Genomic DNA, 23634 nt, shown 5'->3' on the forward strand with positions numbered 1-23634 from the left:
AATGGGAGAGAAGAAGCAACACTTTAGTACGATGAAGTAAATAATTGTAAAAGGATGATGACATGAACAGTAACGATTACCTGCTTGAGGACCTAGTAAATGGAACCGTTTGGGGCCCTGAATCCCAGGTTATTTCCTCTGTTACTTATGATTCACGCGAAATTCAAAATCAAGATGCGTTTGTGTGTATAGCCGGCGAGCACCACAATGGGCACCTTTTTATAGAACAAGCTATTCATAATGGAGCAAAGACCATTATTGGTACAGATTTAGAACGACTACGTACATACTCTGAGAAATACGCTTCTGTTAGTTTTATTAAGGTGGAAGATAGCCGATTGGCTCTTGCTCAGGTTTCCTCTGCTGTTTTCGGTTCTCCGTCAGAATCGTTATACACCATCGGGGTAACGGGAACAAATGGGAAGACGACGGTATCAACATTTATACATTCCCTGCTTAATAATCTATCTTGTAAAACAGGCTGTCTTGGAACAGCTGGCATTTGGGATGATCAACAGAAAACCGATTTTAAACAAACCGTGCCAACGACTCCTGAAGCACCGGATATTCACCGTGTATTAGATTATTTCAAGCAGCGTGATTTGAAAGCCGCGGTTATTGAGTCGACTTCTATTGCGATTGAACAGAAGCGCCTAGCCGGCATTGATTTCAATGTAGCCGTGCATACAAACCTGACACCTGAACACCTCGAATTTCATGGAACAATGGAAGCCTATAAAGAAGCGAAAATGAAATTATTTGATCAGGCGAAAAGGGCCGTAGTAAACCTCGACGATCCGGTAATGTCACCTTCTTTAATTGAGCGTTTCGATGGTTCCCTGATGACCTATGGAACGCACGAAGCAGCTGACTTCCGGGCAGATAAAATACGCACGACAATCGAAGGGACGTCCTTCACCCTCATCTTTGATGATCTTCATTATCGCGTAGATGCACCTATTTTTGGAGAGTATAATGTGTCTAATTTACTTGCTGCGATAGCGGCTTGTTACCAGATGGGCTATCCTCTTCAGGAGATTTTATCTGAGGTATGGGGCATTACTTGTCCTGAAGGACGTTATCAGCTTGTGCAGAATGAGGCGCCTTTCCAGATTGTCCTCGATTACGCTCATACACCGGACGCACTAGCGACTGTGTTGAATACTGTGCAGCAAGTTCCGCACCGAAAGTTAATTGTAATGATTACAGGAGTAGGTCTAAGGGATCCGAAGAAGCGCCCGCAAATGGCGGAGGTCGCTGAAGGCATAGGGGATGAGATCATCGTAAGTGTGGATCAGCCTGGCCATGCCGATCGCCAAGAGGTCGTGAATGATGTGTTAAAAGGCTTCAAGCAACCACATGCACCTACTATTCATTCAAAACTTCACCGCGAAGACGCGATCCATCATGCCTTTGACCTGGCAGAACCAGGAGACCTGGTACTTCTAACCGGAATCGGCTTTGGAGGCTATCAGATTATAGGGGACGAACGAGTTCCTTATTCAGAAATGGATGTAGTAAACGCCTATTTCGATCAGGATTACCGTTTTCGGAAGACGGTTTAAATTAGATTAGGGGATGACGTCTAGATTCCGGGTTTTGACGTCGAGAAAAGCACCGCCGACGTCTAGAATTCTCGTTCGCACGTCGAGAACCGCAAGCCCGACGTCTAGAATCCGCGCTGGCATGTCGAGAAAAGCACCGCCGACGTCTAGAATCCGCGCTGGGACGTCGAGAACCGTACCGCCGACGTCTAGAATCCGCGCTGGCACGTCGAGAAAAGCACCGCCGACGTCTAGAATCCGCGCTGGCATGTCGAGAAAAGCGCCGCCGACGTCTAGAATCCGCGCTGGGACGTCGAGAACCGCATGCCCAACATCTAGATCCCGCACCACCACGATTAGAAAACACGCCCAACTAAATAAAACAAGAAAAAATGCTTCACGGTTTACCGTGAAGCATTTTTTTATGCGCGCCGCGAGTGGCTTCTTGGAACCGTAAGCGATTGCACGTTTTAAAAAGGGTTTGAAATCTCATTCGGATGGTGGTAATTTGTTTAAATGTGATTTTAAAATTGGACTTATGCATTTGAAAGATTAGAAAGAGGGAAGAACATCATGAACAACATACTTTGGGGAATCGGTGGTATGCTTACCATCTTCTTAATTGCGATTTTATTTTCTACGAATCGGAAAGCGATCAATTGGCGGACCGTGTTGGGTGGTCTGGGTATTCAACTCTTGTTCGCTTTCCTCGTATTCGAAACAAGTTGGGGACAGAATATATTACAGCATATGTCCGGGGCTGTCAATAACTTAATCGGATATACAACAAAAGGAATTGAATTCCTATACGGACCTCTTATTAATCATGAGGGAATAGGAATGATGTTTGCGTTTCAAGTATTGCCAACCATTATCTTCTTTAGTTCACTTATTGCTGTCTTGTATCACCTTGGGATTATGCAGAAATTAATTATGCTAATTGGTGGATTCTTATCGAAAGTACTTGGTACGACGAAGGTTGAAAGTATCAATGCAGCGGGGAATATTTTTGTCGGGCAAACAGAGGCTCCGCTGCTGATACGTCCGTTTATCTCAACGATTTCAAGATCAGAACTCTTTGCTGTGATGACAGGTGGTTTCACGTCGATTGCCGGCTCAACACTCGTAGGGTATTCACTCCTTGGCATTCAGGTGGAGTACTTGCTCGCTGCCTCGTTTATGGCCGCGCCTGCAGCGCTTGTTCTTGCGAAGTTATTTGTACCAGAAACAGAGGCGAAACAAGAATTAGTGGAGGAAGTGGCACCAGAAGAAAGTGACACGACGAACATATTCGATGCGATCGCAAATGGTGCTATTACAGGGCTTAAGCTTGCCGTTAATATCGGCGCCATTCTCCTTTCATTTATTGCATTGCTCGCTTTATTAAATGGAATTCTTGGCTGGGCTGGTGATGTAGTTGGGATCACCATCACCCTTGAGAAACTGTTAGGCTATGTGTTCGCACCTCTTGCCTTTGTAATAGGAGTGCCGTGGGATGAAGCGGCTCGTGCTGCTAGTTTCATTGGACAGAAGATTGTTACGAATGAATTCGTGGCCTTCGACAGTCTTGCCCAGGTGAAGGGTGAGCTAAGTGCGAAAGCGGAGATCGTAACGACTTTTGCTCTAACAGGCTTCGGAAGTCTGTCAGGAATTGGCGTGCAGATCGGTGCGTTGGGCGGAATGGCGCCAGACCGTCGTAAAGACGTAGCCAATCTTGGACTTCGTGCGGTTATTGCTGCGACACTTGCGAACTTGTTGTCTGCAAGCATTGCAGGAATGTTTTTATTTTAAAATAGAGGGAGTACCCTTGGCTTCTGCTGAGGGTGCTTTTTTTAGTAGTGGGTCAGGTCTTACGTTCCTTTCTATATAAAAGACGTTTGTGTAAGTTTCGGATTTTCTATATATTCTACATAGAAGAAATTTTAGGAATAGGGTAGTGGTGAAGATGAATCCTTATCACATTTTAATCATAGAAGATGAAGTACGAATCCGAGAAGAGCTTCAGGAGTACGTGGGCAATATGGGGTACCGTGTAGATGCAGTCACGGACTTCCAGCGTGTCCTTCCTTCTGTGCAAGAGGCCAATCCGGATCTGATTTTGCTAGATATTAATCTTCCATACATTGATGGATATACACTTAGCCGGGAGATTCGAAAGCAATCAAACGTCCCGATCATTATCGTCACGAGTCGTGATAATGAAATGGACGAGTTAATGAGTATGAATCTTGGAGCGGATGATTTCGTGACGAAGCCGTACAATCTGCAAATTCTTATGGCCCGAATCGAGGCCGTGTTGAAACGTGCCTATGCCAATCAGAGTTCGCATACGCTTCAGAACGAAGGGATGGAGCTTGATGTCGCCAAAGGGATTATTCGCTATCAAGGACTAGAGCAGATCCTGACGAAGAATGAACTGCAAATCTTGCATTATATGATGGAGAACAAGGGGACCATTGTTTCAAGAGAACAGCTGATGGAGTATTTATGGTCATCTGAAATTTTTGTAGATGATAATACGCTGTCGGTTAATATGACGCGCCTACGGAAGAAGATCGAACAGATTGGTATGAGAAATCCAATTGAAACGAGAAGAGGACTGGGGTACGTTCTAACATGAATATTCAATCGTACATAAAGGAAAAGCTTGTCTTCCTGGTCACGAATCTCTTTCTTTTCGCTGTTTTTTGTATCATTCTTTGGAAAATTCGCGTGAGCCCTGGTCTTATTGCTGTTGTGGGTCTTGCTTGGTTTGTTCCTTTACTGCTCTCGTATGCGATCGACTATCTTAAGAAGAGAACGTATTACCAGGAGCTCGCTGAAGCGCAGGCGTCTCTCGATAAGAAATACCTGTTGCCTGAGTTAATTAAGCGGCCTTCTTTTTTAGAAGGGAAAATTGTGCACGATGTGTTTCAGGATGCATACAAGCAGATGCATGAGCATGTGAACTTCTACAAGCGTGAAGAAGAGGAATACCAGGATTATATCGAAATGTGGGTGCATGAGATTAAAACGCCCATTGCGTCGGCGAAATTGATGGGGCAGAACCGGAATGTCGACCAAGGCATTTTAGAAGAGCTGGATAAAACGGAACGCTTTGTCGAGCAGGTGTTATATTTCGCGAGAAGTCGGTATGTCAGCGAAGATTATATGATACGCGAGTTCCCTTTAAAAGAAGTCATTCACAAGGTTGCAAAGCGCAATGCGAAGGCGTTTATTTACAACCGCATTTCGTTAGAGATTGGTGAAATGGATGAGACGGTCTACAGTGACATAAAGTGGGTAGAGTTTATGTTGAACCAGATCGTTGTCAATGCAACGAAATACATCCGTTCTGATCAACCGTTCTTAAAGGTCTACACGACTCATCAAGAGAACAGCCTCGTTCTCACGCTTGAAGATAACGGAATCGGCATTTCAGAACGGGATATCAGTCGTGTGTTTGACAAAGGATTTACAGGAGAGAATGGGCGGATGTATAGCAAATCTACAGGTATGGGACTCTATTTATGTAAACGCCTGGCTGATAAATTGCATTTAGGCTTGAAGCTTGAATCAGAGCAAGGGAAAGGGACAAAGGTGCATCTCATCTTCCCCAAAAGCAAAGTGTTCTTAATGGAATCGTAATCGAGCGGTTCCATTTTTGTCGTCTCAAAGGATTCGTATGGCAACGAAACCTTACAAAAGTGTAAGGTTCTTGTCATATAAAGCAATAGGTATCCTTGGGGATCTGGTTGTATGATAGACACAGAAATCAACAAGGGAGAGATTATGATGCCATCGATCTTGCATGCTTCACATATTGAAAAGTATTTCGGAAATAAGGGGAATGTCACAAAGGCAATCGACGACTTATCATTTGATGTAGAGAAAGGGGACTTTGTGGGCATTATGGGACCCTCAGGAAGCGGGAAAACGACGCTTCTGAACTGTATTTCTACGATTGATACCGTCACAACGGGCAATATAACGATCAATGGGCAAGATATTACGAAGCTTAAGAAGAAACACCTGGAGAAATTCCGTCGCGACGAGCTAGGGTTTATCTTTCAGGATTTCAACCTACTTGATACGCTGACAGCCTTTGAAAATATTGCGCTGGCTCTTACGATTCAAGGAGAGAAGCCCTCTAACATTGCTTCAAAGGTACAAACAACAGCAGAGAAATTAGAGATTTCGTCGGTGTTAAACAAGTTTCCTTATGAGATGTCCGGTGGTCAAAAGCAGCGCGTTGCTTCTGCGAGGGCGATTGTGACGAATCCGTCTCTAGTGCTTGCTGATGAGCCGACAGGAGCGCTTGATTCAAAGTCTTCGCGTCTACTGTTAGAGTCCTTTGAGAAACTGAATCAGGACTTAAAGACAACGATTCTAATGGTCACCCATGACGCGTTCACCGCAAGCTATGCGAACCGTATTTTATTTATTAAAGACGGTCAGATCTTTAATGAACTAGTAAAAGGGACAGACACGAGAAAAGAGTTTTTTAATAAAATTATGGAAGTTGTGACCTTGCTCGGAGGTGACGCAGACGATGTATTTTAAACTTTCCTTACGTAATGTGAGACGGAGTTTCAAAGATTATGCGATCTATTTCTTAACGATCACTTTTGCGGTCTGCCTCTTCTATAGTTTTAATTCGATCTCAGCGCAGAAAGCGATGCTCGATTTGTCCGATACGCAGTCGAATATGATCGATGAACTGATGCGGATTATGGGTGCGATTTCAGTCTTTATCTCTGTCGTGCTCGCTTTTTTAATTCTCTTTGCTAACCGGTTCTTAATTAAAAGACGCCAGAAAGAGCTAGGTATGTACATGACGCTCGGGATGAGTAAGTATCATATCTCGAGGATCCTTGTTATGGAGACTTTCCTTATTGGGTTAATCTCTCTAGCTGTCGGACTCGGGCTTGGCACGCTTCTGTCACAAGGGTTATCCGTTCTGACGGCTGCTTTATTTAAGGTCGATATGAACGCTTATGAATTTGTCTTCTCAACTGCTGCGATGCTAAAGACAATCCTTTATTTCGGCATCATTTTCTTTATCGTTATGATCTTTAATGTAGTTATCATGAGCCGATACAAATTGATCGATTTACTGACAGCTTCTAAGAAGAATCAGAAAATGAAGATCAGAAAAACATCAACGGCCATTAGTGTCTTTGTCCTTTCCATTATTCTATTAGGTGTAGCTTACGGCATTATGCTAAAGTATGGCCTGTTTCACGATACAACGCTGATGTGGACGAGTATCGGCCTTGGTGCGGTTGGGACATTCCTATTCTTCTTCTCCTTGTCAGGATTCCTCTTGAAGGTGCTGAAGAAGAACGAGAAACTTTACTACCATCACATCAATATGTTCGTGCTGCGTCAGATCAACAGTAAGGTAAACTCAACGTTTATCTCTATGACCATCATTTGCTTAATGCTCTTCTTTACCATTGGGGTGTTATCAACAGGCTTTAGTTTGAAAGAAAGCTTAGAGAAAGATTTGGACGAAACGACTCCGTATGATGCTACATTTTATGGTTTTGTAGGACTCGGAGAAGTTGATGAGCTAAACTCTCTGTTTACAGAAATGGATCTCGATCAGTACGGCGAAACGATTATTTATAATCGATACCGAACTGATCAGGGTATCAGAAGCTATCTACAGCCTTATGCCTCAGGCGCAGCTGCTACATTCTTGGATCAGGAGCGTGGAGTGGACCTTGAGGTGATCAAACGATCTGATTATGAGAAACTAGTTAGCATGCAAGGCGAAGAACCCGTCTCCCTTGAGGGGGAAGAGGTGCTTCTTCTAACAAATCGCACTGATCTTACAGAACCGATTAAACGGTTCGCGAATGAACATGCACAGATTGAGATAAAAGGAGAAACCTTCCCGGTGGCTGAAGAAGGCCTGCGCGTTGTTTCAACGAAAACCGATGGGGTAGCTACAGAGTTTATGACAGCAGTATTACCAGATGAAGAGGCAGAACAACTCTCCCCGTTCTCAGTCACGATTAATGTGCAATATGAGGAAGGAAAACAAGAGGTTGCTGACCAAGAGATTCCTGAGATTCATGCCGCCTTAAACGCACAAGAGGATATCCCCACGTACGTCCTCGGCATGACAAAAACAGAAGCCTATGAGCAATCAACAGGGACCTCAACGGTTGTCGTGTATATCGGGGTTTATCTTGGCATTGTGTTCCTGATTTCAAGTGCTGCCATCCTTGCGCTGCAACAATTATCAGAAGCAAGTGAGAATATGGAGCGCTACTCCATGTTAAAAAAGATTGGCGTAACGCAAAAAGGTATTCACCAGTCGATCTTTAGGCAAGTATTTATTTACTTCATGATGCCCTTGGCGCTCGCGATCGTCCATTCAATATTCGGCATTAAAGTGGTCAACGATGCCCTCCTTGCAGCGGGTCAAACAAGCGTCCTTCTGCCATCCTTTATGACAGCAGGCGTTATCGTGGTCGTTTACGGAGGCTACTTCCTAGCTACGTATTCCGGCTACAAATCCATTGTTAAATAAAGGTGAGGTAAACGTAGAAGCCTTTATCGTGACTCCTATTTTTATATCGAGAGTGTACCCTTAGCTTTTGCTGAGGGTACTTTTTTGCTAAATTTGGAACGTTTTCCCTATTAGGATCGTATGGAAGAGTACAGGATTTTTAAAACGGGAGGTTCAATCATGGTTGAAGGATTTATCAGTATCGTATTCATGATTCCGTTATACGGTTGCTTACTTTGGTCGTACTACGAGCCTGAGGAGAGCGTTCTGATGGGGCAGAGGTGGATGTATAAAGAGGAACCCGAGATCTCAGAACAGTCGATTCGCTACACAAAATTTTCATCTCTTGCGATAATGATCGGAATGCCAATCATTATTTTTAGCTTACTAACAGAATTTTATATACTCCGATTCTCCATGGTGATTTTACCAGTCGTATTGTTTGTTGGGTGGCTGAAAATTACTGCGGATGAGGAAGAGTATTAAAGGGAGTACCTGTCTTCGTTTGTTTAATCGAAGTATGAACCTCCGGTGAATCCATCGGGGGCTTTTTGTGTTACACATTTTTCCTTTTGTGATAATTTAAAAGGGCAGATTACATCTATTTCGTAGAGGAGGACCATTATGAATCAGTTAGCTACACGGTTTACCGAATTTGCAGACCAAGAATGTGATGGATCAAGCCCACTATACGCTCATCTTGCAAGAAAAATTGCAGAAGATGAGGATCTCTTAGATTTAGCTACTCACGCAAATGTTGGACAACCAGTACCAAATTTACTTTTTGGTGCTGTCCATTATTTATTGTTAAACGAAGAAGGGAAGGCATTGCAATCTTTTTATCCAAGCATTGCAGATGAACCAGAGCCTGTTGAAGAGGTGTATCCTGTGTTTCGAGCCTTTTGCATGGACTATCGAGAAGCATTGATTGATCTATTGCAAGAAAAGCGCGTCCAGACAAATGAAGTGCGTCGTTGTGCTTATTTATATCCTGTCTTCTGTGAAATTTATAAACGGACAGCTACTCCGTTATCGCTCATCGAAATCGGCACAAGTGCAGGCTTACAGCTATTGTTTGATCAGTACGCTTATTCGTATGGGGAAGATGAATGGGTAGGCAATGAAGAGGCCAGACTTTACTTATCCGCAAAAGTCCGCCACGGAAATAAACCAGCCCTTTTAAAAAGCAGTCCACCTGTTCATGCAAGAGTGGGATTAGATGTGCACATTAGTGATATCACAAATGAAGAAGAAAGGCTTTGGCTTAAAGCTCTTATCTGGCCTGAACATCACGAACGACGCCAACAATTCGAACAAGCCGCACGTGAGCTTATAAAATCTCCTCCTCCGCTAGTCGAAGGAGACGGCATCACGCTCTTACAAGAACAAGCAAACCTTACACCATCCAATACGACACTATGCATCTTTCACACCCACGTTGCCAATCAACTGCCTGAAACAAAGAAAAGAGAACTCCTGAAACACGTTAGAGCTATAGGGGAGAAGCGCGATGTGTTTCATATCTATAACAATATGAACGACCGTCGTCTTCATATTGATTCGATTATTGGAGGAGTAGAGACACATGAAGTTGTTGGTGAAACAGATGGTCATGGCCGGTGGTTTGACTGGGAGCTAAACGGGTAAAAGAGCTGCGATTCTGTAGGAGTGGGAGAGGGGGGGGGGCGGGATGATTGGCTTGAGTGTCCGGACGCTGGGTTGAAGAGTCGGGATGGGCGTCTTAAGTGTCAGGACAGCGGAAGAAAGTGTCGGAACGCCCGCCCGAAGTGTCCGGACGCCGCCCCAAAGCATCGGAACGCCCGACCCAAGCGTCGGAACCCCGCCCCAAAGCATCGGAACGCCCGCCCTAAGCATCGGAACGCCCGCCCGAAGCGTCCGGACGCCGCCAAAAAGCGCCGGAACGCCCGCCCGAAGCGTCCGGACGCCGCCAAAAAGCGTCGGAACGCCCGCCCGAAGCGTCGGAACGCCCGCCCGAAGCGTCCGAACGCCGCCCCAAAGCGTCGGAACGCCCGCCCGAAGCATCGGCACGCCCGCCCCAAGCGTCCGAACGCCACACCAAAGCATCGGAACGCCCGCCCGAAGCGTCGGAACGCCGCCCCAAAGCATCGGAACGCCCGCCCCAAGCATCAGTTCCCCCCCCTAGAACCCCACCAAAAAACCCCGAACCGTCAAAAAGACAGTTCGGGGTTTTCCTTATACTCTATAAGCCGTTAACTCACTAGGTCGTTTAATAAAGAATGACAACACAAGTCCTATAATAGCTGAGATCCCAGCTACGATGAAGGAAACGTTAACGCCGTGTACGAGCCCTTCAATTCCATTACTTGGACGAGCTGCTGTACTCATTACCGTAACGAGTAGAGCGGTTCCGACAGCACCTGATACTTGGCGCATTGTGTTATTCATCGCTGTACCGTGTGAGATGAGGTGTTCTGGAAGTTGGTTGATTCCAGCTGTTGTAACTGGCATCATCACAAGCGCAACACTTAACATACGGAAAGCATTCACCACGGTTAGATACATAAAGGATGTCTCGGAGGTTAAATTCGTAAACATAAATGTTGTAACCACCAGAATAATTAGCCCGATAATGGCCAACCATTTCGCGCCAAATTTATCAAATAAACGTCCTGTAATTGGGTTACTAAAGCCCATAATGAGAGCACCAGGCAGTAGCATTAAACCAGACTCTAACGCCGTAAAGTCAAGCATTTGTTGCATATATAACGGTAATACGGTAGAAGCACCGATCAAGGCAATAAATACAACCATACCAAGCGCTGTTGTGAGCGTGAACGTTTTGTATTGAAAGACTCTAAATTCAAGGATTGGCTCGTGTAATCGTCTTTGACGCAAAATGAACCACGTTAGACTAAGAGCCCCAATGACCATGGAAATAGAAACTTGTGAGTTCCCCCAACCTTGTTCACCACCAGCAATACTGAATGCGTAAAGAATACCGCCAAAACCTGCTGTTGATAAAATAATAGATAGAACATCTAGTTTAGGGAACGTCTGTTTTGTAACGTTTTTAAGGATAAAGTACGCAATAATGAAATCAATAATGACAATCGGTAAGATGACATAAAATAAGCTTCTCCATGGGTATTGATCCACTAACCAGCCTGAAAGAGTCGGGCCGATCGCCGGAGCGAATGAAATGACAAGGCCAAACATTCCCATGGCAGCTCCGCGTTTTTCGATTGGGAAGATCATAAACAAGATCGTCTGCATTAGAGGTATAATGATTCCGGCCCCAGATGCCTGCAGGATCCGTCCCACCATTAATAGCGGGAAGTTTGGTGCGATGGCACAGATTAACGTACCAAGAGCGAAGAGGCCCATTGCTGTTAGGAAGAGACCTCTTGTTGTAAATCGTCCAATTAAAAAGGCGGTGATCGGAATCATAACGCCGTTTACAAGCATGAAGATGGTTGTCAGCCACTGAGCTGTACTCGCTTCTAAGTTTAGGTCTGCCATGATGTTAGGCAGTGCGGTGGCAAGCAGGGTTTGGTTTAAAATGGCCGCGAATGCACCCGATAAGAGCACGATAATGAGCGGGACTTTATTGATAGGTTCTTCTTGTTGAGTGTTTTCTTTCGTGTTGTCCACGGTATTCCCTTCTTTCTTTTTAGTGAAATTTATCCTCAAAGACCAGTTTGAATCATGCGGATTTCTTTTTGATATTTATCCATGGCTTCTTCTTGTGTGTAATCATTTGCAATGCACTGAACCAGGTTATGGAAGGTGATCGCAATCACAATTTCAAAGATGTGGAAGAGCTGTTCTGAGCTTTTAATATTTAACCCTTCTAGATCTACGAGCTGGCTCACTTGTGTGAATCTAGAATCGTTTGATTCCTTACGAATGTACTTCGTTACTTCTTTCTCGATCTTATAGTTTTTATTTAACAGCACATTCCGAAGATAGTTGTTCTGTCCTTCTTCTTGTGACTGTTCGAGCGCAGTTTGAAATAAATCGGCCATCGCCTTAAATAAATCCCCATCTTGCGTTTTCAAGCACTGAAGGAAGTGTTCATGCTGATCTTTTGCATGTTCATTTAACAAGTAAAAGAATGCATCTTCTTTATCTTCGAAATATTGATAGAAGCTGCCTCTTGGAATACAGGCTTTCTTCAAAATATTTGATATGGAGGCGTCATATAGAGAGACTCTCGAAAACTCTTCTTTGGCGGCCTCGATTAACGTTTCCCTTTTCTCTTCGTTTAAGTTATAAAACGTTGGTTTCGGCATATTTCTCCTCCTTGCACACGCATGTGACAATGTGTCACATAAGCACTTGATCTACTATATATGACAGAGTGTCATTCGTCAACAAAAATGCAAATGAAAACACGAGGCACTAAAGGCCTCGTGTCATTAACTGTTTTGAAGTTTTTTCTTTTTACGTGCTTTTTCTTTCTCGATCTGCTTACTGCGAAGCTGACCACAAGCTGCGTCAATATCTGTTCCGTGCTCTGTACGAACTCCGCATTTGATGCCGCGGTCCATAAGTGTTTGATAGAACGTAAGGATCGCTTCTTTCTCACTGCGGTCGTAAGGGTGGTCGGCTACCGGGTTGTACGGGATTAAGTTCACGTACGATAGATGACGTTTATCCTTCAGCAGGTTCGCGAGCTGTTCAGCTTCTTCTTTATGGTCGTTTACATCTTTCAGTAAGATATACTCAAACGTAATACGACGGTTCGTCTTCTCTAGATAATAATCAATAGCAGGCATGAGTTTCTCTAACGGGTACGCTTTGTTGATCTTCATAATCTTAGAGCGCAGGTCATTATTTGGAGCGTGAATTGATAGCGCTAAGTTCACTTGAATGCCTTCGTCAGCAAAGTCGTACATTTTCGGTGCAATTCCACTTGTTGAGACCGTAATGTGACGAGCTCCGATAGAAAGACCTTTCTGATCGTTTACGACTCTTAGGAAGTCCATTAGGTGGTCATAGTTATCAAACGGTTCACCAATTCCCATTACGACGATGTGGCTTACACGCTCATCTTTCCCTTGGCGGTCAAGGTGGTGCTGAACCTGCATAATCTGCTCAACAATCTCGCCGCTTGTTAGGTCACGGCTCTTACTCAGGATTCCGCTTGCGCAGAAGGAGCACCCGATGTTACAGCCAACCTGTGTCGTTACACAAACAGAAAGACCGTAGTTGAAACGCATAAGAACAGTCTCAATAACGTTGCCATCTTCAAGTTTAAATAGAAATTTAATCGTACCGTCCTGAGATTCCTGTTTGATCTCTTCAGCCAGTGTTCCGAGGGTGAAATGTTCGTCTAACAGATCAATCAAAGACTGGTTGACGTTTTTCATTTGAGAGAATTCCGTTACGCGCTTTTGGTACAGCCAGTCCCATACTTGCTTGGCGCGGAACTTCTTCTCACCATGTTCCAAAATCCAATCCGTCAGTTGGTCAAACGTTAATCCGTAAATGGATTGTTTCATATATTGTAAACTCCTTTTAAAAAAATCGCTATTCCTATAGTAGTCCATTTGCGCGCTGTAAACAACCAGCAAGTGAACTATCATAATTTTGAGTCAATTTGTAGGGTGTTCTAAATTGTGCAATTGTCTATTATGACATAAAATAGAAGTAGATCAAAACATTATACTTGGTGATGGGCAAACCTGTCGAAAGGCAAGGGCGCAAAGACATGGGTCGTCGACGGAAATCCGTACCGATCGCCAGTCTGCGAAGCCACCCATCCCTCACGTATATTTACGGAGGGATTATTAATGAAAAAGGTTGTCGTTTGTCTTCTATTAGTATCTCTGTCGCTAGGATTTGCCGTGCCATCTTTAGCAAAAGAAGGTGAAGAAATGAACCAGCCCTTTAAAGGGATTGAAACGTATCAGATCTTTTACGGCGCGCCTACGCCTGAGGTTATCAACGAAATGAAAGCATATGATCTAGTCATACTAGAACCTTATCATTATAGAAAAGAACAGATTCAGCGCATTCAATCTGCCGGAACCATGGTACTTGGTTACATCACTACGATGGAAATAGCGGAATGGAATCAAGCATTAATGAAGGAATTAAAAGAAGAAGACTTTTACAAGAGAAACGGGAAGAAGGTTTTTTACCCAGAGTGGAAGTCTTACTTAATGGATTTTACCTCTAAGCATTATCAAGCGATCGTTCATAAAGAAATCAATCAACATATAATAGGGAAACAATTTGACGGCCTTTTCTTAGATACAGTCGGAGATATCGATAATGAATTTTGGGACAAGCCGGATATCTTAAAGAAGCAGCGAGCTGCTATGGTCTCATTCTTAAAGAAAATTAAGGAGCAGTACAAGAATCTTCCCATCGTGCAAAATTGGGGCTTTGATACGCTTGCGGAAGCGACAGCTCCTTATGTGGACGGAATTATGTGGGAGAGCTTTGATCACTCGATTGTAAGCCAGGACGAATGGGCTCAAAATAAGATCCAGCAGTTACAAAAGATTAAGGACAAGCAAGGCGTTCAAGTGTTTACTGTTGCATTTAAAGAATGGGAGAGAAGTTCAGGCCTGGCCCATCGCTACGGGTTTATTCATACGTACGAACAAGACAGTTACGATCAATGGACAAGCGGTGCTTCCTTTTTAACGAAGCGTTAGAATCGGCCTGGGGGTAAACCCCGGGCTTTTTTGTGTAATGGCTGAGAGTCTATCATTTACGCCGGCTCTAAAGGACTGCTAGCATGGGGGAAGGTCTAATCATTAAACTAGTAAACGAGAAGGGTGAATCCAATGTACAAACGAATCTTACTCGCAACAGATGGATCTGAACACTCCGTGCGTTCTGCCAAGCATGCGTCAGCTTTAGCCAATCAGTTCGGCGGAACAGTTGATATTGTTTTTGTGATAGACGGAAACAAATCAAAAGAAGACGTGCTCCACAATATGACGGAGTATGAGATCGATTTAAAACGAAAAGAAAAAACAAGAGCCGTGCAGGAAGTATTAGAACAAGAAGGCGTTTCATTTGAAACAAATATCCTTCACGGCGAACCAGGCCCAACAATCGTTAACTTCGCAAACGACAACAACTACGATTGCGTCGTGATCGGAAGCCGCGGCCATAACGCCCTTCAAGAAATGATCCTAGGTAGCGTCAGCCACAAAGTGGTTAAGCGCGTGGACGCACCGGTTATGGTCATTAAATAAAGCCAAAAGGTAAGCCACTCTTTTGTTCAAGAAGAGTGGCTTTTTTTATTCATGTAATTCTGAAATGTCGCCACCGACAGCTTTCCCGTACGTGATCTGATCTTGAGAATAAAGCGTGAATCGCCACTTGTATCCTACGTAAGGAATCGGTTCGGTGGTGATCCGGATAATGTTTTCTTCCTCATACCGTTCATCTAAGGTCTTCTCTAGCTGGTGTTTCGTGTACACTTTTCCGCCTAACAGAAGGACTAGAATGAGAAGTCCACTCCACACCCATTTCCACCCATAGAGCTTTTGAGATAAGGAGAAAAGGGTGAGTAACATCATGCCGCCAAGAAGCCATAGGTCCCTTTTGATAACCGAATACGCCACATTTTGCTTATGTAGCGGATAGAAAAGGTGGGCACCGTTGCCGAGATAATCTACTCCAATACCCGCTAAGAGAAGAACGACCCCGAGCCCGATCCATCTCCTGATAAGGGAAAAAGGGAAGATCTTTTTGACCAAAAGGGCGATGATGAAACTCGTGATGGGTAAGAAGAAAAGGGAATGGGTGAAGATTATGTCCATTAATTTCGGTACATCGATTAAAAGGACAATAACAGCACCAGATACGACCATTAATAGACGCCTTTTGTACGACATTTCTTTCTTATAGAAAAGAAGGTGAGTCAAAACCATTGCTGTTGTGATGTGCATCAAAGTTGAAGGGATGTGGTTCACGAGTAGCTGTGTCATAAGCATGTACGTCCTTTTTTTAGGATATTGTATCTTTAAGGTGTTAACCGATTCGTCTCTAATCTAAACCTTTAATAGGAGAGGGTTGACCGAAATAAAGGAACTAGATATAATTTAACTACCGAACGTTAGGTAGCGAGGAGGTTCACAATGAGTAAAGATAAAATTTTAACTGAAGCCCTGTATTTGTTCTCGAACAAAGGTTATGAGGGAACGGCTCTTTCAGAATTGGCAGAGCGGGTCGGCATGAAGAAGGCTTCGATTTATTCACATTTTAAAAATAAAGAAGAGATATTCTGGGCCGTCATTGACGGTGCCTACCAGGAAGAAATTGCGAAGTTATCGCGAGGGATGAAAGATGTTGAACACCTTCCGTTCCGTGAGCGATTTCACTTTATGATGGATCAGCATGTTCAGTTCTATAAAGAGAAAGATGTTAATGCGAATCTGTGGAGACGGATGACGATGTTTCCTCCTGAAGCGTTTAAAGAGGGACTAAAAGCCAAGCTACTCGAATATGAAGAAGAATTTAACGAGATGATCAAAATGGATTTAGACGCAGCGATTCACTCAGGAGAAATAAGAGAAGTGGATGGAGAGACAGGCGTTGCCATGATTAATTGTGTCCTAGATGGCCTCTTTGTCGAGTACAGCTATTATGATGAGGCCGAATTTAATAAGCGGGTAGAAGCGGTTAAAGCCATGACGTGGCGTGCGTTTGCTCCAATAGAGAAGGAGGGGGACTAATGGGTTGGACATATGTAATTGTAGCTGGACTTCTTGAAATCATTTGGATCTTTACGATGAAGCAATCAGAGGGATTCACCGTACTGGTCCCCAGTGTGGCAACGGTTATTCTGCTTGTGATAAGTTTTTTTATTTTCTCGAAAGCGATGGAATTTATTTCAGTAGGTACAGCCTACGCCGTCTTTACAGGGATCGGTACGGTCGGTGCTGTGACGGTTGAATTTATAATGAATCCAGAATTGGTCAGTGTGATGAAAGTGTTCTTCATTCTCATTCTATTAACAGGAATATTAGGGCTTAAAGTGACCGAGAAAGAAGAGACAGAAGGAAGTGAGGTGAGCCACTAATGGCATGGATTCAGTTAATTTTTGCAGGGATAGCAGAAGTTTCAGGCGTGACATTTTTGAAGATGACCGATGGGTTTAAGAAGAAAGGGTACGTCTTCTTAATGCTCGTGGCAGGTGTGATTAACTTTTATTTGTTATCAAAAGCCATTGAGACACTTCCAATTGGAACAGCGTATGGTGTCTGGACCGGGATCGGTTCAATTGGGACGGTTGTAATCGGAATGATCTTCTTCCGTGAATCAAAAGAATGGCTCAGACTCTTGTTTATTTCAATGATTGTAATCGGGATTGTTGGGTTGAAAGTAACCACAGCTTAGACTGATAAAATTTTTAGTTCTGTGAAGGCGTGAGGGAACACAAAAGTATCAAAATAGGTTACAATAACAACTTGGAATCTATTCGAATAAAGGAGACACGACATCATGGACGAAACGAAACAAAACGAGCGCTATGAGTTTCTGGCCAATGATCCGAATTTTAAAGTCATGCCCGTGATGATCACGCTGATTATCGGGGCGTTTTTTGCGATATTAAATGAAACGTTACTCAACATTGCCCTGACGACACTCATGGATCGTTTCTCAATATCTGAGCCAACGGTACAATGGATGGCGACAGGGTTTATGCTTGTCATGGGAATTATGACTCCGATTTCGGCATTATTAATTCAATCATTTACGACAAGAAAAATGTTTATTGGAACGATGACGATCTTCACGATTGGTACGGCCATTTGTGCGATCGCTCCTACGTTCGCTGTTTTGTTGGCGGGACGTTTGTTACAAGCGGTCGGAACAGGAATCCTGATCCCGATCATCTTCAATACGTTCTTGTTAATCTTCCCACCGGAACGGCGCGGTGCGGTGATGGGAACGGTCGGGCTTGTCATTATGTTCGCACCGGCGATCGGCCCAACGCTTTCAGGTATCATCGTTGAACACCTGGGCTGGAGATATTTATTCATCACGGTTATTCCGTTTGCGCTATTCTCCATTGCTTTCGCCCTTAAGTTCCTTCGAAATGTAGGAGAAGTGACTAAGCCAAAGTTAGATCTATTCTCCATTGTCCTATCAACGATCGGTTTCGGCGGCGTCGTGTTAGGATTTAGCTTAGCAGGAGAAGGAGACGCAGGCTTCCTTGCTCCGAAAGTTTACCTTTCGATTATCATCGGAGTCGTTGCGCTGATTTTGTTTACCATCAGACAGCTGAAGCTAGACGAACCGATTCTAGACGTTCGCGTATTCCGTTATCCGATGTTCACACTCGGACTAACGATGTTTGTTATTATCATGGTCTCCATGTTCTCCTCAGAAATCATCCTACCGATGTATATGCAAGGAGCATTAGGACTTGAAGCAGCGACGGCAGGCCTTGTCTTGTTACCAGGTGCTCTGCTAAACGGTCTTATGTCACCGATCATGGGGAAACTATTTGATAAATTCGGGCCAAGAAAGCTGATGATTCCAGCTACGATTGTGTTAAGCGGAACGATGTTTGCCTACAGCCGTATCGGTCTAGATACATCGATTCCTTACATAGTCGTCTGCTACCTTCTTCTGATGCTTTCTGTATCTGCGATCATGATGCCAGCACAGACAAACGGTTTAAATCAATTGCCGAAACATCTGTACCCGCACGGAACGGCGATTATGAATACGTTACAACCTGTCTCAGGCGCAATCGGGATTTCTGTATTCATCGGAATCATGACTTCCCGTAAAAATGCGTATCTCGAAGGAGCAGCAAATCCAACCACAGCCGGTACTCAAGCAGAAGCCTTAGTTTCCGGAGTGGAGCTCGTTTACTGGATCGTCTTCTTCTTCGCAATCGCAGCCTTTATCGTCACGTTATTTGTGCAGCGTGCTGCCCCTGAGCAGGAAGAGTCTTCAGACGTTCAGGCAGAAGCGGTTAAATAGAAGATTTAGTGGAAGCAGTCCCTTGAATGGATGGGGCTGCTTTTTTTGTTTTGGGAGGATGGGGTGAGTTTGGGTCGGCGGACGGCTCAAGTGGGAGAAGCGCGGCCCGAGTTGAGGTGCGACGGCTCAAGTTCGGTGCTGGACGGCTCAAGTGGGAGAAGCGGCTTAAGTTCGGGATGGGCGGCTCAAGAGGTAGTGGAACTGGCTTAAGTTCAGCGAGTAACGGCTCAAGAGGGGAAAATGACAGCTCAAGAGGAAGATCAACGGCTCAAGTTCGTGGCAGACGGCTCAAGTGGAGTGAGCATGGCTCAAGTGAGAGGGGAACCGGCTCAAGCCCCGCCGCCCGGGGCGCCGGGCGATCAGGCGGCTGAGCGCAGCTGGGGTGGACGGCTCAAGTTCGGGACGTAACGGCTCGAGCGGGACGAGCACGGCTCAAGAGGTAGTGGAACTGGCTTAAGTTCAGCGAGTAATGGCTCAAGCAGGAAAAATGACAGCTCAAGAGGAAGATCAACGGCTCAAGTACGTGGCAGGCGGCTCAAGTGGAGTGAGCATGGCTCAAGTGAGAGGGGAACCGACTCAAGCCCCGCCGCCCGGGGCGCCGGGCGATCAGGCGACTGAGCGCAGCTGGGGCGGGCGGCTCAAGTTCGGGACGCAACGGCTCAAGCTGGACGAGAACGGCTTAAGTAGAGTCACAACGGCTCAAGAGGTAGTGGAACTGGCTTAAGTTCAGCGAGTAACGGCTCAAGCAGGAAAAATGACAGCTCAAGAGGAAGATCAACAGCTCAAGTTCATGGAAGGCGGCTTAAGTAGGAGCAAAACAACTCAAGTAAGAGCAAAACCGGCTCAAGCCCCTCCGCCCGGGGCGCCGGGCGATCACACAAATACAGGCAAAGCTCACAAGAAGTCGAGCTAAGATAGAGCTTTCCTTTTGGGCCAAATCTATAAAACTATCTCACTTACCCCGCCATACAAAAGCCTAAACACCAATCAAAAAATAAACTTAAAAATTTTCAAAAAATAGGTTGCTTTTCTAAGAAGGGGATGGTTATAATGAAAGCAACGAAAGCGCTTTCGAAAGTAAGAGGTGGACCTTATGGTTACGATCTATGACATTGCTAAGAAGACAGGATTTTCTGTCACAACCGTATCGAAAGTATTGAACAATTATTCTGATGTTAGTGAGAAAACGAAGAAAGCGATTCAGGCTGCTGTAGAGGAGATGGATTATCTACCAAACTCCCATGCAAGGACATTGACAACAAAGAAATCCTGGACGATCGGCGTAGTATTCGTAGAGTCGTTAGGGATTGGGGTCAAGCATCCGTTCTTTAATGCAGTGATTGAGAGTTTTAGACAGTATGTAGAAGTAGAAGGATATGATCTTCTGTTTGTATCAAGGAACATTAGCAATCAGAGGAAGAGTTACTTAGAACATTTTCGTTATCGAGGCGTTGATGGTGTTGTGATTGTTTGCTCGACGTATGAGGATGAGCAAGTGAAGGAATTGATGAATGATTCGATTCCGACGGTGGTCATCGATATGAGTAGTGATCAATCGAGTGTGGTTTACTCCGATAATTATGAAGGAAGTAAACTTGCCGTGCAGCATTTATATGACCTAGGACATCGAAGAATTGCCCATATTGCCGGGCATGAGTCAACGTTTGCAGGGGAGCAGCGGAAAAAAGGATTCTTGCAAGCTGTGAAAGCTTTGAATCTTGGGTTGCCGAATGAATACGTTGTAAACGGAGATTACTTCTCGATCGAAGGTGGCCAGAAAGCGATGAGGTCATTGCTTGAGTTAGAAGAAAGGCCAACTGCCGTCTATGCGGCGGGGGATAACTTGGCGCTTGGGGCGATTAATGAGATTCACGAGCATAACCTGAGGGTGCCAGATGATCTATCAGTGGTTGGATTCGATGATATCGAACTTGCCAAATATACGTATCCCGCTTTAACGACGATCAGGCAGCGAACCGATCAAATCGGGGAAGAATCTGCGAAACTACTATTGAAGCAAATCGATTGTAAAGATAAATATATTGGATGTATCCAAGTTCCAGTCGAGTTGATTGTTCGAAAGAGTTCTGGACCTGTTGCCTAAGCAAGCAGTGCTTTTAATGAGTTCATTAAAAGCATTTTGTACACGAAAACGAAAGCGGTTTCGGGCAAGGGTTGAACTTATATTTTTTTAAGATTTACGAAAGCGGTTTCGAGAAAAGTCGCATTTATATTTTTTTACCGCATCCGAAACCGGTTTCGGAATTGTTAGGAGAAGGTCCTGGTACCTTTTTAATAAAATCTTTATAGGGGGTAGTAAGATGAAGAAGAGCTGGTCATTGTTGTTGGCATTGATGTTGGGAGTAGGATTGCTTGCTGGATGTTCTGATTCAGGGTCTGCATCATCGGATAAAGATGATGACGTGTTAAAGGTTTGGTCGTTTACGGATGAATTGAAAGAGCCGATCAAAACATTTGAAGAGAAGAACGGGGTAAAAGTTGAACTTACCATTGTTCCGATTGCCGATTATCCTACTAAGTTAAAGCCAGTGTTGGAAAGTGGAGTAGGAGCTCCTGACGTATTTACAGGAGAAGTTGCATTCTTAAAGCAGTGGACAGATCGTGACTACTGGGAAAACTTATCTCAAGAGCCTTACAATGCGGATGAGTGGGAAGGCGACTACATTGATTATGTTTACGATTTAGGGAAAGATTCTGAAGGTAACGTGAAAGCGCTATCTTGGCAGACGACACCAGGTGGTATTTTCTACAAACGTAGCATCGCGAAAGAAGTGCTTGGTACAGATGATCCAGATCAGTTAGGTGAGATGATGTCTTCTTGGGACGGACTATTTGAAGTGGGCGAGCAGCTAAAAGAAGAAGGCTACCGCTTGTTCCCTGATGAAGGTGCGATTCGTTGGTTTGCTAAAGGTGAAGATCCACAGCCTTGGGTAAATGAAGACAATGAATTGATTATGACAGATGCGAAACTGAACTATTTTGATCACGCGAAGAAATTAAGAGAGAAAGATTATACAGCATTTGCTCCAGAATGGTCTCCATCTTGGAACGCTTCTATGAGCGGTCCGATCGCTTATAACGGCGGATGGGAAGAAGTAGATGAAAATGCAAGTGACAAAACGGAAGTATTCTCTTACGCGCTACCAACTTGGGGTCTTCACAGTGTGTTAAAGCCTAACGCTGAAGGCACAGAAGGCGACTGGGGTGTAACAACGGGTCCAGTACCATACTTCTGGGGTGGAACTTGGATCGGAATTTACAGCGGTTCTGAGAAGAAAGATTTAGCTTGGGACTTTGTTCAAATGATGACGCATGATGAAGAATTCTTAACAGATTGGGCGAAAGAAACAGGTGACGTTTTATCTTATAAACCTGTTAACGAGAAGATCAAAGACGACTTCAGCGAGCCATTCTTAAATGGACAGAATAACTACACATTCTTCCTAGAGCAGGCGAAGAAGATTGAGCCAGGGGTCGTAACGAAGTATGACCAGCAGTTAGATACATTGCTTGGTGGTCAGGTCATTGAGTACGTCGATGATAAGAAATCGAAAGAAGAAGCACTTGAAGAGTTCTACAAGCAAGTGAAAAATGCTTATCCGGACATTAAGACACCATAAAGAGCAAGGATAGAAGAGGTGGTCCAGTCTCCCAAGTGGACCTGCGCCCGCCTCTTTTCTATTAAAGAGGGTTTATGCTGATAGTCTGATAGAGAGAGGGATTCCAATGAAGAAGCTGAATCATAAGGGATATTATTTCATCGCACCATTTTTCGCGATCTTTCTCGTTTTTAATATTTATCCTGTTTTGCTGACCTTTTATTACACGTTTACGAAGTATGAAGGGTATGGAAAACCGGAGTTCATTGGACTCGAGAACTATACACGCATCTTAACGGATGGCTACTTTTTAGAAGCTTTTATTAATACGTGGAAGATTTGGGGATTAAACTTTGCGTTACAACTTGGAATTGCGTTATTCCTGGCAGCACTGTTCTCCGATTTACGATACCGCATTAAAGGGATCGGATTCTTTCGGGCTGTGTTTTACCTACCGAACTTGATTACGATTAGCTCGGTTGCGATTTTATTTAACATTATGCTTGATTGGCAGCATGGTTCGATCAATATGTTCTTAATGAAAATTGGTCTTATCTCTGATCCTATTAATTGGTTGAACGAACCGGCAACCGCTCAAATATCAGTCGCGCTGATCTTAACGTGGATGTGGTTTGGGTATACTTTTATCGTTCTAATGGCCGGGGTGTCAGGCATTCCTGGTGAACTATATGAAGCAGCTCTTATTGATGGAGCGAACAGATGGCAGACATTTGTACATATAACGCTGCCTCTATTAAAACCGATTATGCTTTATGTCATGATTACTTCACTAATTGGTGGATTGCAGCTATTTGACTTACCGATGTTAATCACAGATGGGCTCGGGGCACCTGAGGGATCCTTGAATACCATGGTTCTCTATCTGTATAACCAAGCATTCCGCTATAACAACTACGGATATGCAGCAACAATTGCTTATGCATTGTTCCTCATCACTGTGTTGTTCTCTGTAGTAACATTCCGATCTATGTATCGAACTAACGAGAAGAAAGAGGGGTAA

General features: G+C 44.3%; 21 protein-coding genes and 1 riboswitch. Of the genes, 17 read left to right on the forward strand and 4 right to left on the reverse strand.

Features of this window, described 5'->3' with window-relative positions; all coding sequences use genetic code 11:
* The first annotated feature begins 62 nt into the window (after window positions 1-62).
* The 8 genes from LQ226_RS00630 to LQ226_RS00665 all read left to right on the forward strand — a co-directional run bounded on the left by LQ226_RS00630 (window position 63) and on the right by LQ226_RS00665 (window position 9693).
* Window positions 63-1565, forward strand: a complete 1503-nt coding sequence (locus LQ226_RS00630) for a UDP-N-acetylmuramoyl-L-alanyl-D-glutamate--2,6-diaminopimelate ligase (protein ID WP_231415789.1) — start codon at window positions 63-65, stop codon at window positions 1563-1565.
* 552 nt (window positions 1566-2117) lie between these two features.
* Window positions 2118-3335: a NupC/NupG family nucleoside CNT transporter gene (locus tag LQ226_RS00635; protein ID WP_231415790.1), complete on the forward strand. Its 1218-nt coding sequence runs from the start codon at window positions 2118-2120 to the stop codon at window positions 3333-3335.
* A 154-nt stretch (window positions 3336-3489) separates the two neighbouring features.
* Window positions 3490-4164 (forward strand): response regulator transcription factor, encoded by a 675-nt coding sequence (locus LQ226_RS00640; RefSeq protein WP_231415791.1) that lies wholly within the window; start codon window positions 3490-3492, stop codon window positions 4162-4164.
* Window positions 4161-5171, forward strand: a complete 1011-nt coding sequence (locus LQ226_RS00645; RefSeq protein WP_231415792.1) for a sensor histidine kinase — start codon at window positions 4161-4163, stop codon at window positions 5169-5171. The genes LQ226_RS00640 and LQ226_RS00645 overlap by 4 nt, the downstream gene beginning before the upstream one ends.
* Window positions 5172-5318: 147 nt before the next feature.
* Window positions 5319-6086, forward strand: a complete 768-nt coding sequence (locus LQ226_RS00650; RefSeq protein WP_231417537.1) for an ABC transporter ATP-binding protein — start codon at window positions 5319-5321, stop codon at window positions 6084-6086.
* Window positions 6076-8067: an FtsX-like permease family protein gene (locus LQ226_RS00655; RefSeq protein WP_231415793.1), complete on the forward strand. Its 1992-nt coding sequence runs from the start codon at window positions 6076-6078 to the stop codon at window positions 8065-8067. Before LQ226_RS00650 ends, LQ226_RS00655 begins: the two co-directional genes overlap by 11 nt.
* Before the next feature lie 159 nt (window positions 8068-8226).
* Window positions 8227-8532 carry a hypothetical protein gene (locus tag LQ226_RS00660; protein ID WP_231415794.1) on the forward strand — a complete coding sequence of 102 codons (306 nt, stop codon included), beginning with the start codon at window positions 8227-8229 and terminating at the stop codon, window positions 8530-8532.
* 138 nt (window positions 8533-8670) lie between these two features.
* Complete coding sequence (locus LQ226_RS00665) at window positions 8671-9693, forward strand: DUF2332 domain-containing protein (RefSeq protein WP_231415795.1); 1023 nt, start codon at window positions 8671-8673, stop codon at window positions 9691-9693.
* 567 nt (window positions 9694-10260) lie between these two features.
* Here the strand turns inward: LQ226_RS00665 and LQ226_RS00670 are convergent.
* From LQ226_RS00670 to rlmN, 3 genes are all read right to left on the reverse strand, one after another.
* Window positions 10261-11679 carry an MDR family MFS transporter gene (locus LQ226_RS00670; protein WP_231415796.1) on the reverse strand — a complete coding sequence of 473 codons (1419 nt, stop codon included), beginning with the start codon at window positions 11677-11679 and terminating at the stop codon, window positions 10261-10263.
* 35 nt (window positions 11680-11714) lie between these two features.
* On the reverse strand, window positions 11715-12320 hold the full coding sequence (locus tag LQ226_RS00675) for a TetR/AcrR family transcriptional regulator (RefSeq protein WP_231415797.1): 606 nt from the start codon (window positions 12318-12320) through the stop codon (window positions 11715-11717).
* Between the two features lie 126 nt (window positions 12321-12446).
* Window positions 12447-13532 (reverse strand): dual-specificity RNA methyltransferase RlmN, encoded by a 1086-nt coding sequence (gene rlmN, locus LQ226_RS00680; RefSeq protein ID WP_231415798.1) that lies wholly within the window; start codon window positions 13530-13532, stop codon window positions 12447-12449.
* A 166-nt stretch (window positions 13533-13698) separates the two neighbouring features.
* Window positions 13699-13785: riboswitch (cyclic di-GMP riboswitch) on the forward strand.
* A gap of 38 nt (window positions 13786-13823) precedes the next feature.
* Between rlmN and LQ226_RS00685 the strand changes: the two genes are divergently transcribed.
* Window positions 13824-14696: a glycoside hydrolase family 191 protein gene (locus tag LQ226_RS00685; protein WP_231415799.1), complete on the forward strand. Its 873-nt coding sequence runs from the start codon at window positions 13824-13826 to the stop codon at window positions 14694-14696.
* 132 nt (window positions 14697-14828) lie between these two features.
* Entirely contained in the window at window positions 14829-15245 is a 417-nt protein-coding gene (locus LQ226_RS00690; protein ID WP_231415800.1) for a universal stress protein, read from the forward strand.
* A gap of 45 nt (window positions 15246-15290) precedes the next feature.
* On the opposite strand, the gene LQ226_RS00695 is transcribed toward LQ226_RS00690, so the two are convergent.
* On the reverse strand, window positions 15291-15983 hold the full coding sequence (locus tag LQ226_RS00695; RefSeq protein ID WP_231415801.1) for a metal-dependent hydrolase: 693 nt from the start codon (window positions 15981-15983) through the stop codon (window positions 15291-15293).
* A 150-nt stretch (window positions 15984-16133) separates the two neighbouring features.
* On the opposite strand from LQ226_RS00695, the gene LQ226_RS00700 reads away from it, so the two are divergent.
* The 7 genes from LQ226_RS00700 to LQ226_RS00730 all read left to right on the forward strand — a co-directional run bounded on the left by LQ226_RS00700 (window position 16134) and on the right by LQ226_RS00730 (window position 23634).
* Window positions 16134-16730, forward strand: a complete 597-nt coding sequence (locus LQ226_RS00700) for a TetR/AcrR family transcriptional regulator (RefSeq protein ID WP_231415802.1) — start codon at window positions 16134-16136, stop codon at window positions 16728-16730.
* Window positions 16730-17077 carry a DMT family transporter gene (locus tag LQ226_RS00705; RefSeq protein ID WP_231415804.1) on the forward strand — a complete coding sequence of 116 codons (348 nt, stop codon included), beginning with the start codon at window positions 16730-16732 and terminating at the stop codon, window positions 17075-17077. Before LQ226_RS00700 ends, LQ226_RS00705 begins: the two co-directional genes overlap by 1 nt.
* Window positions 17077-17394, forward strand: coding sequence for a DMT family transporter (locus LQ226_RS00710; RefSeq protein ID WP_231415806.1), 318 nt, complete (start codon window positions 17077-17079; stop codon window positions 17392-17394). Before LQ226_RS00705 ends, LQ226_RS00710 begins: the two co-directional genes overlap by 1 nt.
* 105 nt (window positions 17395-17499) lie before the next feature.
* On the forward strand, window positions 17500-18993 hold the full coding sequence (locus LQ226_RS00715; protein ID WP_231415808.1) for an MDR family MFS transporter: 1494 nt from the start codon (window positions 17500-17502) through the stop codon (window positions 18991-18993).
* A 1093-nt stretch (window positions 18994-20086) separates the two neighbouring features.
* A complete protein-coding gene (locus tag LQ226_RS00720) occupies window positions 20087-21097 on the forward strand; it encodes a LacI family DNA-binding transcriptional regulator (protein WP_231415810.1) in 1011 nt (336 codons plus the stop codon).
* A 217-nt stretch (window positions 21098-21314) separates the two neighbouring features.
* The gene (locus tag LQ226_RS00725; protein ID WP_231415812.1) at window positions 21315-22634 is read left to right on the forward strand and encodes an ABC transporter substrate-binding protein; all 1320 of its coding nucleotides are present in this window, start codon (window positions 21315-21317) and stop codon (window positions 22632-22634) included.
* Between the two features lie 106 nt (window positions 22635-22740).
* The gene (locus tag LQ226_RS00730) at window positions 22741-23634 is read left to right on the forward strand and encodes a carbohydrate ABC transporter permease (RefSeq protein ID WP_231415813.1); all 894 of its coding nucleotides are present in this window, start codon (window positions 22741-22743) and stop codon (window positions 23632-23634) included.

The sequence above is a fragment of the Pontibacillus sp. HN14 genome, from assembly GCF_021129245.1.
GTDB lineage: Bacteria > Bacillota > Bacilli > Bacillales > BH030062 > Pontibacillus.

Excerpts from the sequence above, each read along its gene's own strand:
- rlmN (WP_231415798.1), bottom strand. The coding sequence starts at position 13,532 with ATGAAACAATCCATTTACGGATTAACGTTTGACCAACTGACGGATTGG.
- LQ226_RS00710 (WP_231415806.1), top strand. The coding sequence starts at position 17,077 with ATGGCATGGATTCAGTTAATTTTTGCAGGGATAGCAGAAGTTTCAGGC.
- LQ226_RS00655 (WP_231415793.1), top strand. The coding sequence starts at position 6,076 with ATGTATTTTAAACTTTCCTTACGTAATGTGAGACGGAGTTTCAAAGAT.
- LQ226_RS00630 (WP_231415789.1), top strand. The coding sequence starts at position 63 with ATGAACAGTAACGATTACCTGCTTGAGGACCTAGTAAATGGAACCGTT.
- LQ226_RS00660 (WP_231415794.1), top strand. The coding sequence starts at position 8,227 with ATGGTTGAAGGATTTATCAGTATCGTATTCATGATTCCGTTATACGGT.
- LQ226_RS00715 (WP_231415808.1), top strand. The coding sequence starts at position 17,500 with ATGGACGAAACGAAACAAAACGAGCGCTATGAGTTTCTGGCCAATGAT.
- LQ226_RS00645 (WP_231415792.1), top strand. The coding sequence starts at position 4,161 with ATGAATATTCAATCGTACATAAAGGAAAAGCTTGTCTTCCTGGTCACG.
- LQ226_RS00675 (WP_231415797.1), bottom strand. The coding sequence starts at position 12,320 with ATGCCGAAACCAACGTTTTATAACTTAAACGAAGAGAAAAGGGAAACG.
- LQ226_RS00705 (WP_231415804.1), top strand. The coding sequence starts at position 16,730 with ATGGGTTGGACATATGTAATTGTAGCTGGACTTCTTGAAATCATTTGG.
- LQ226_RS00730 (WP_231415813.1), top strand. The coding sequence starts at position 22,741 with ATGAAGAAGCTGAATCATAAGGGATATTATTTCATCGCACCATTTTTC.
- LQ226_RS00635 (WP_231415790.1), top strand. The coding sequence starts at position 2,118 with ATGAACAACATACTTTGGGGAATCGGTGGTATGCTTACCATCTTCTTA.
- LQ226_RS00650 (WP_231417537.1), top strand. The coding sequence starts at position 5,319 with ATGCCATCGATCTTGCATGCTTCACATATTGAAAAGTATTTCGGAAAT.
- LQ226_RS00685 (WP_231415799.1), top strand. The coding sequence starts at position 13,824 with ATGAAAAAGGTTGTCGTTTGTCTTCTATTAGTATCTCTGTCGCTAGGA.
- LQ226_RS00665 (WP_231415795.1), top strand. The coding sequence starts at position 8,671 with ATGAATCAGTTAGCTACACGGTTTACCGAATTTGCAGACCAAGAATGT.
- LQ226_RS00640 (WP_231415791.1), top strand. The coding sequence starts at position 3,490 with ATGAATCCTTATCACATTTTAATCATAGAAGATGAAGTACGAATCCGA.
- LQ226_RS00725 (WP_231415812.1), top strand. The coding sequence starts at position 21,315 with ATGAAGAAGAGCTGGTCATTGTTGTTGGCATTGATGTTGGGAGTAGGA.
- LQ226_RS00700 (WP_231415802.1), top strand. The coding sequence starts at position 16,134 with ATGAGTAAAGATAAAATTTTAACTGAAGCCCTGTATTTGTTCTCGAAC.
- LQ226_RS00695 (WP_231415801.1), bottom strand. The coding sequence starts at position 15,983 with ATGACACAGCTACTCGTGAACCACATCCCTTCAACTTTGATGCACATC.
- LQ226_RS00720 (WP_231415810.1), top strand. The coding sequence starts at position 20,087 with ATGGTTACGATCTATGACATTGCTAAGAAGACAGGATTTTCTGTCACA.
- LQ226_RS00690 (WP_231415800.1), top strand. The coding sequence starts at position 14,829 with ATGTACAAACGAATCTTACTCGCAACAGATGGATCTGAACACTCCGTG.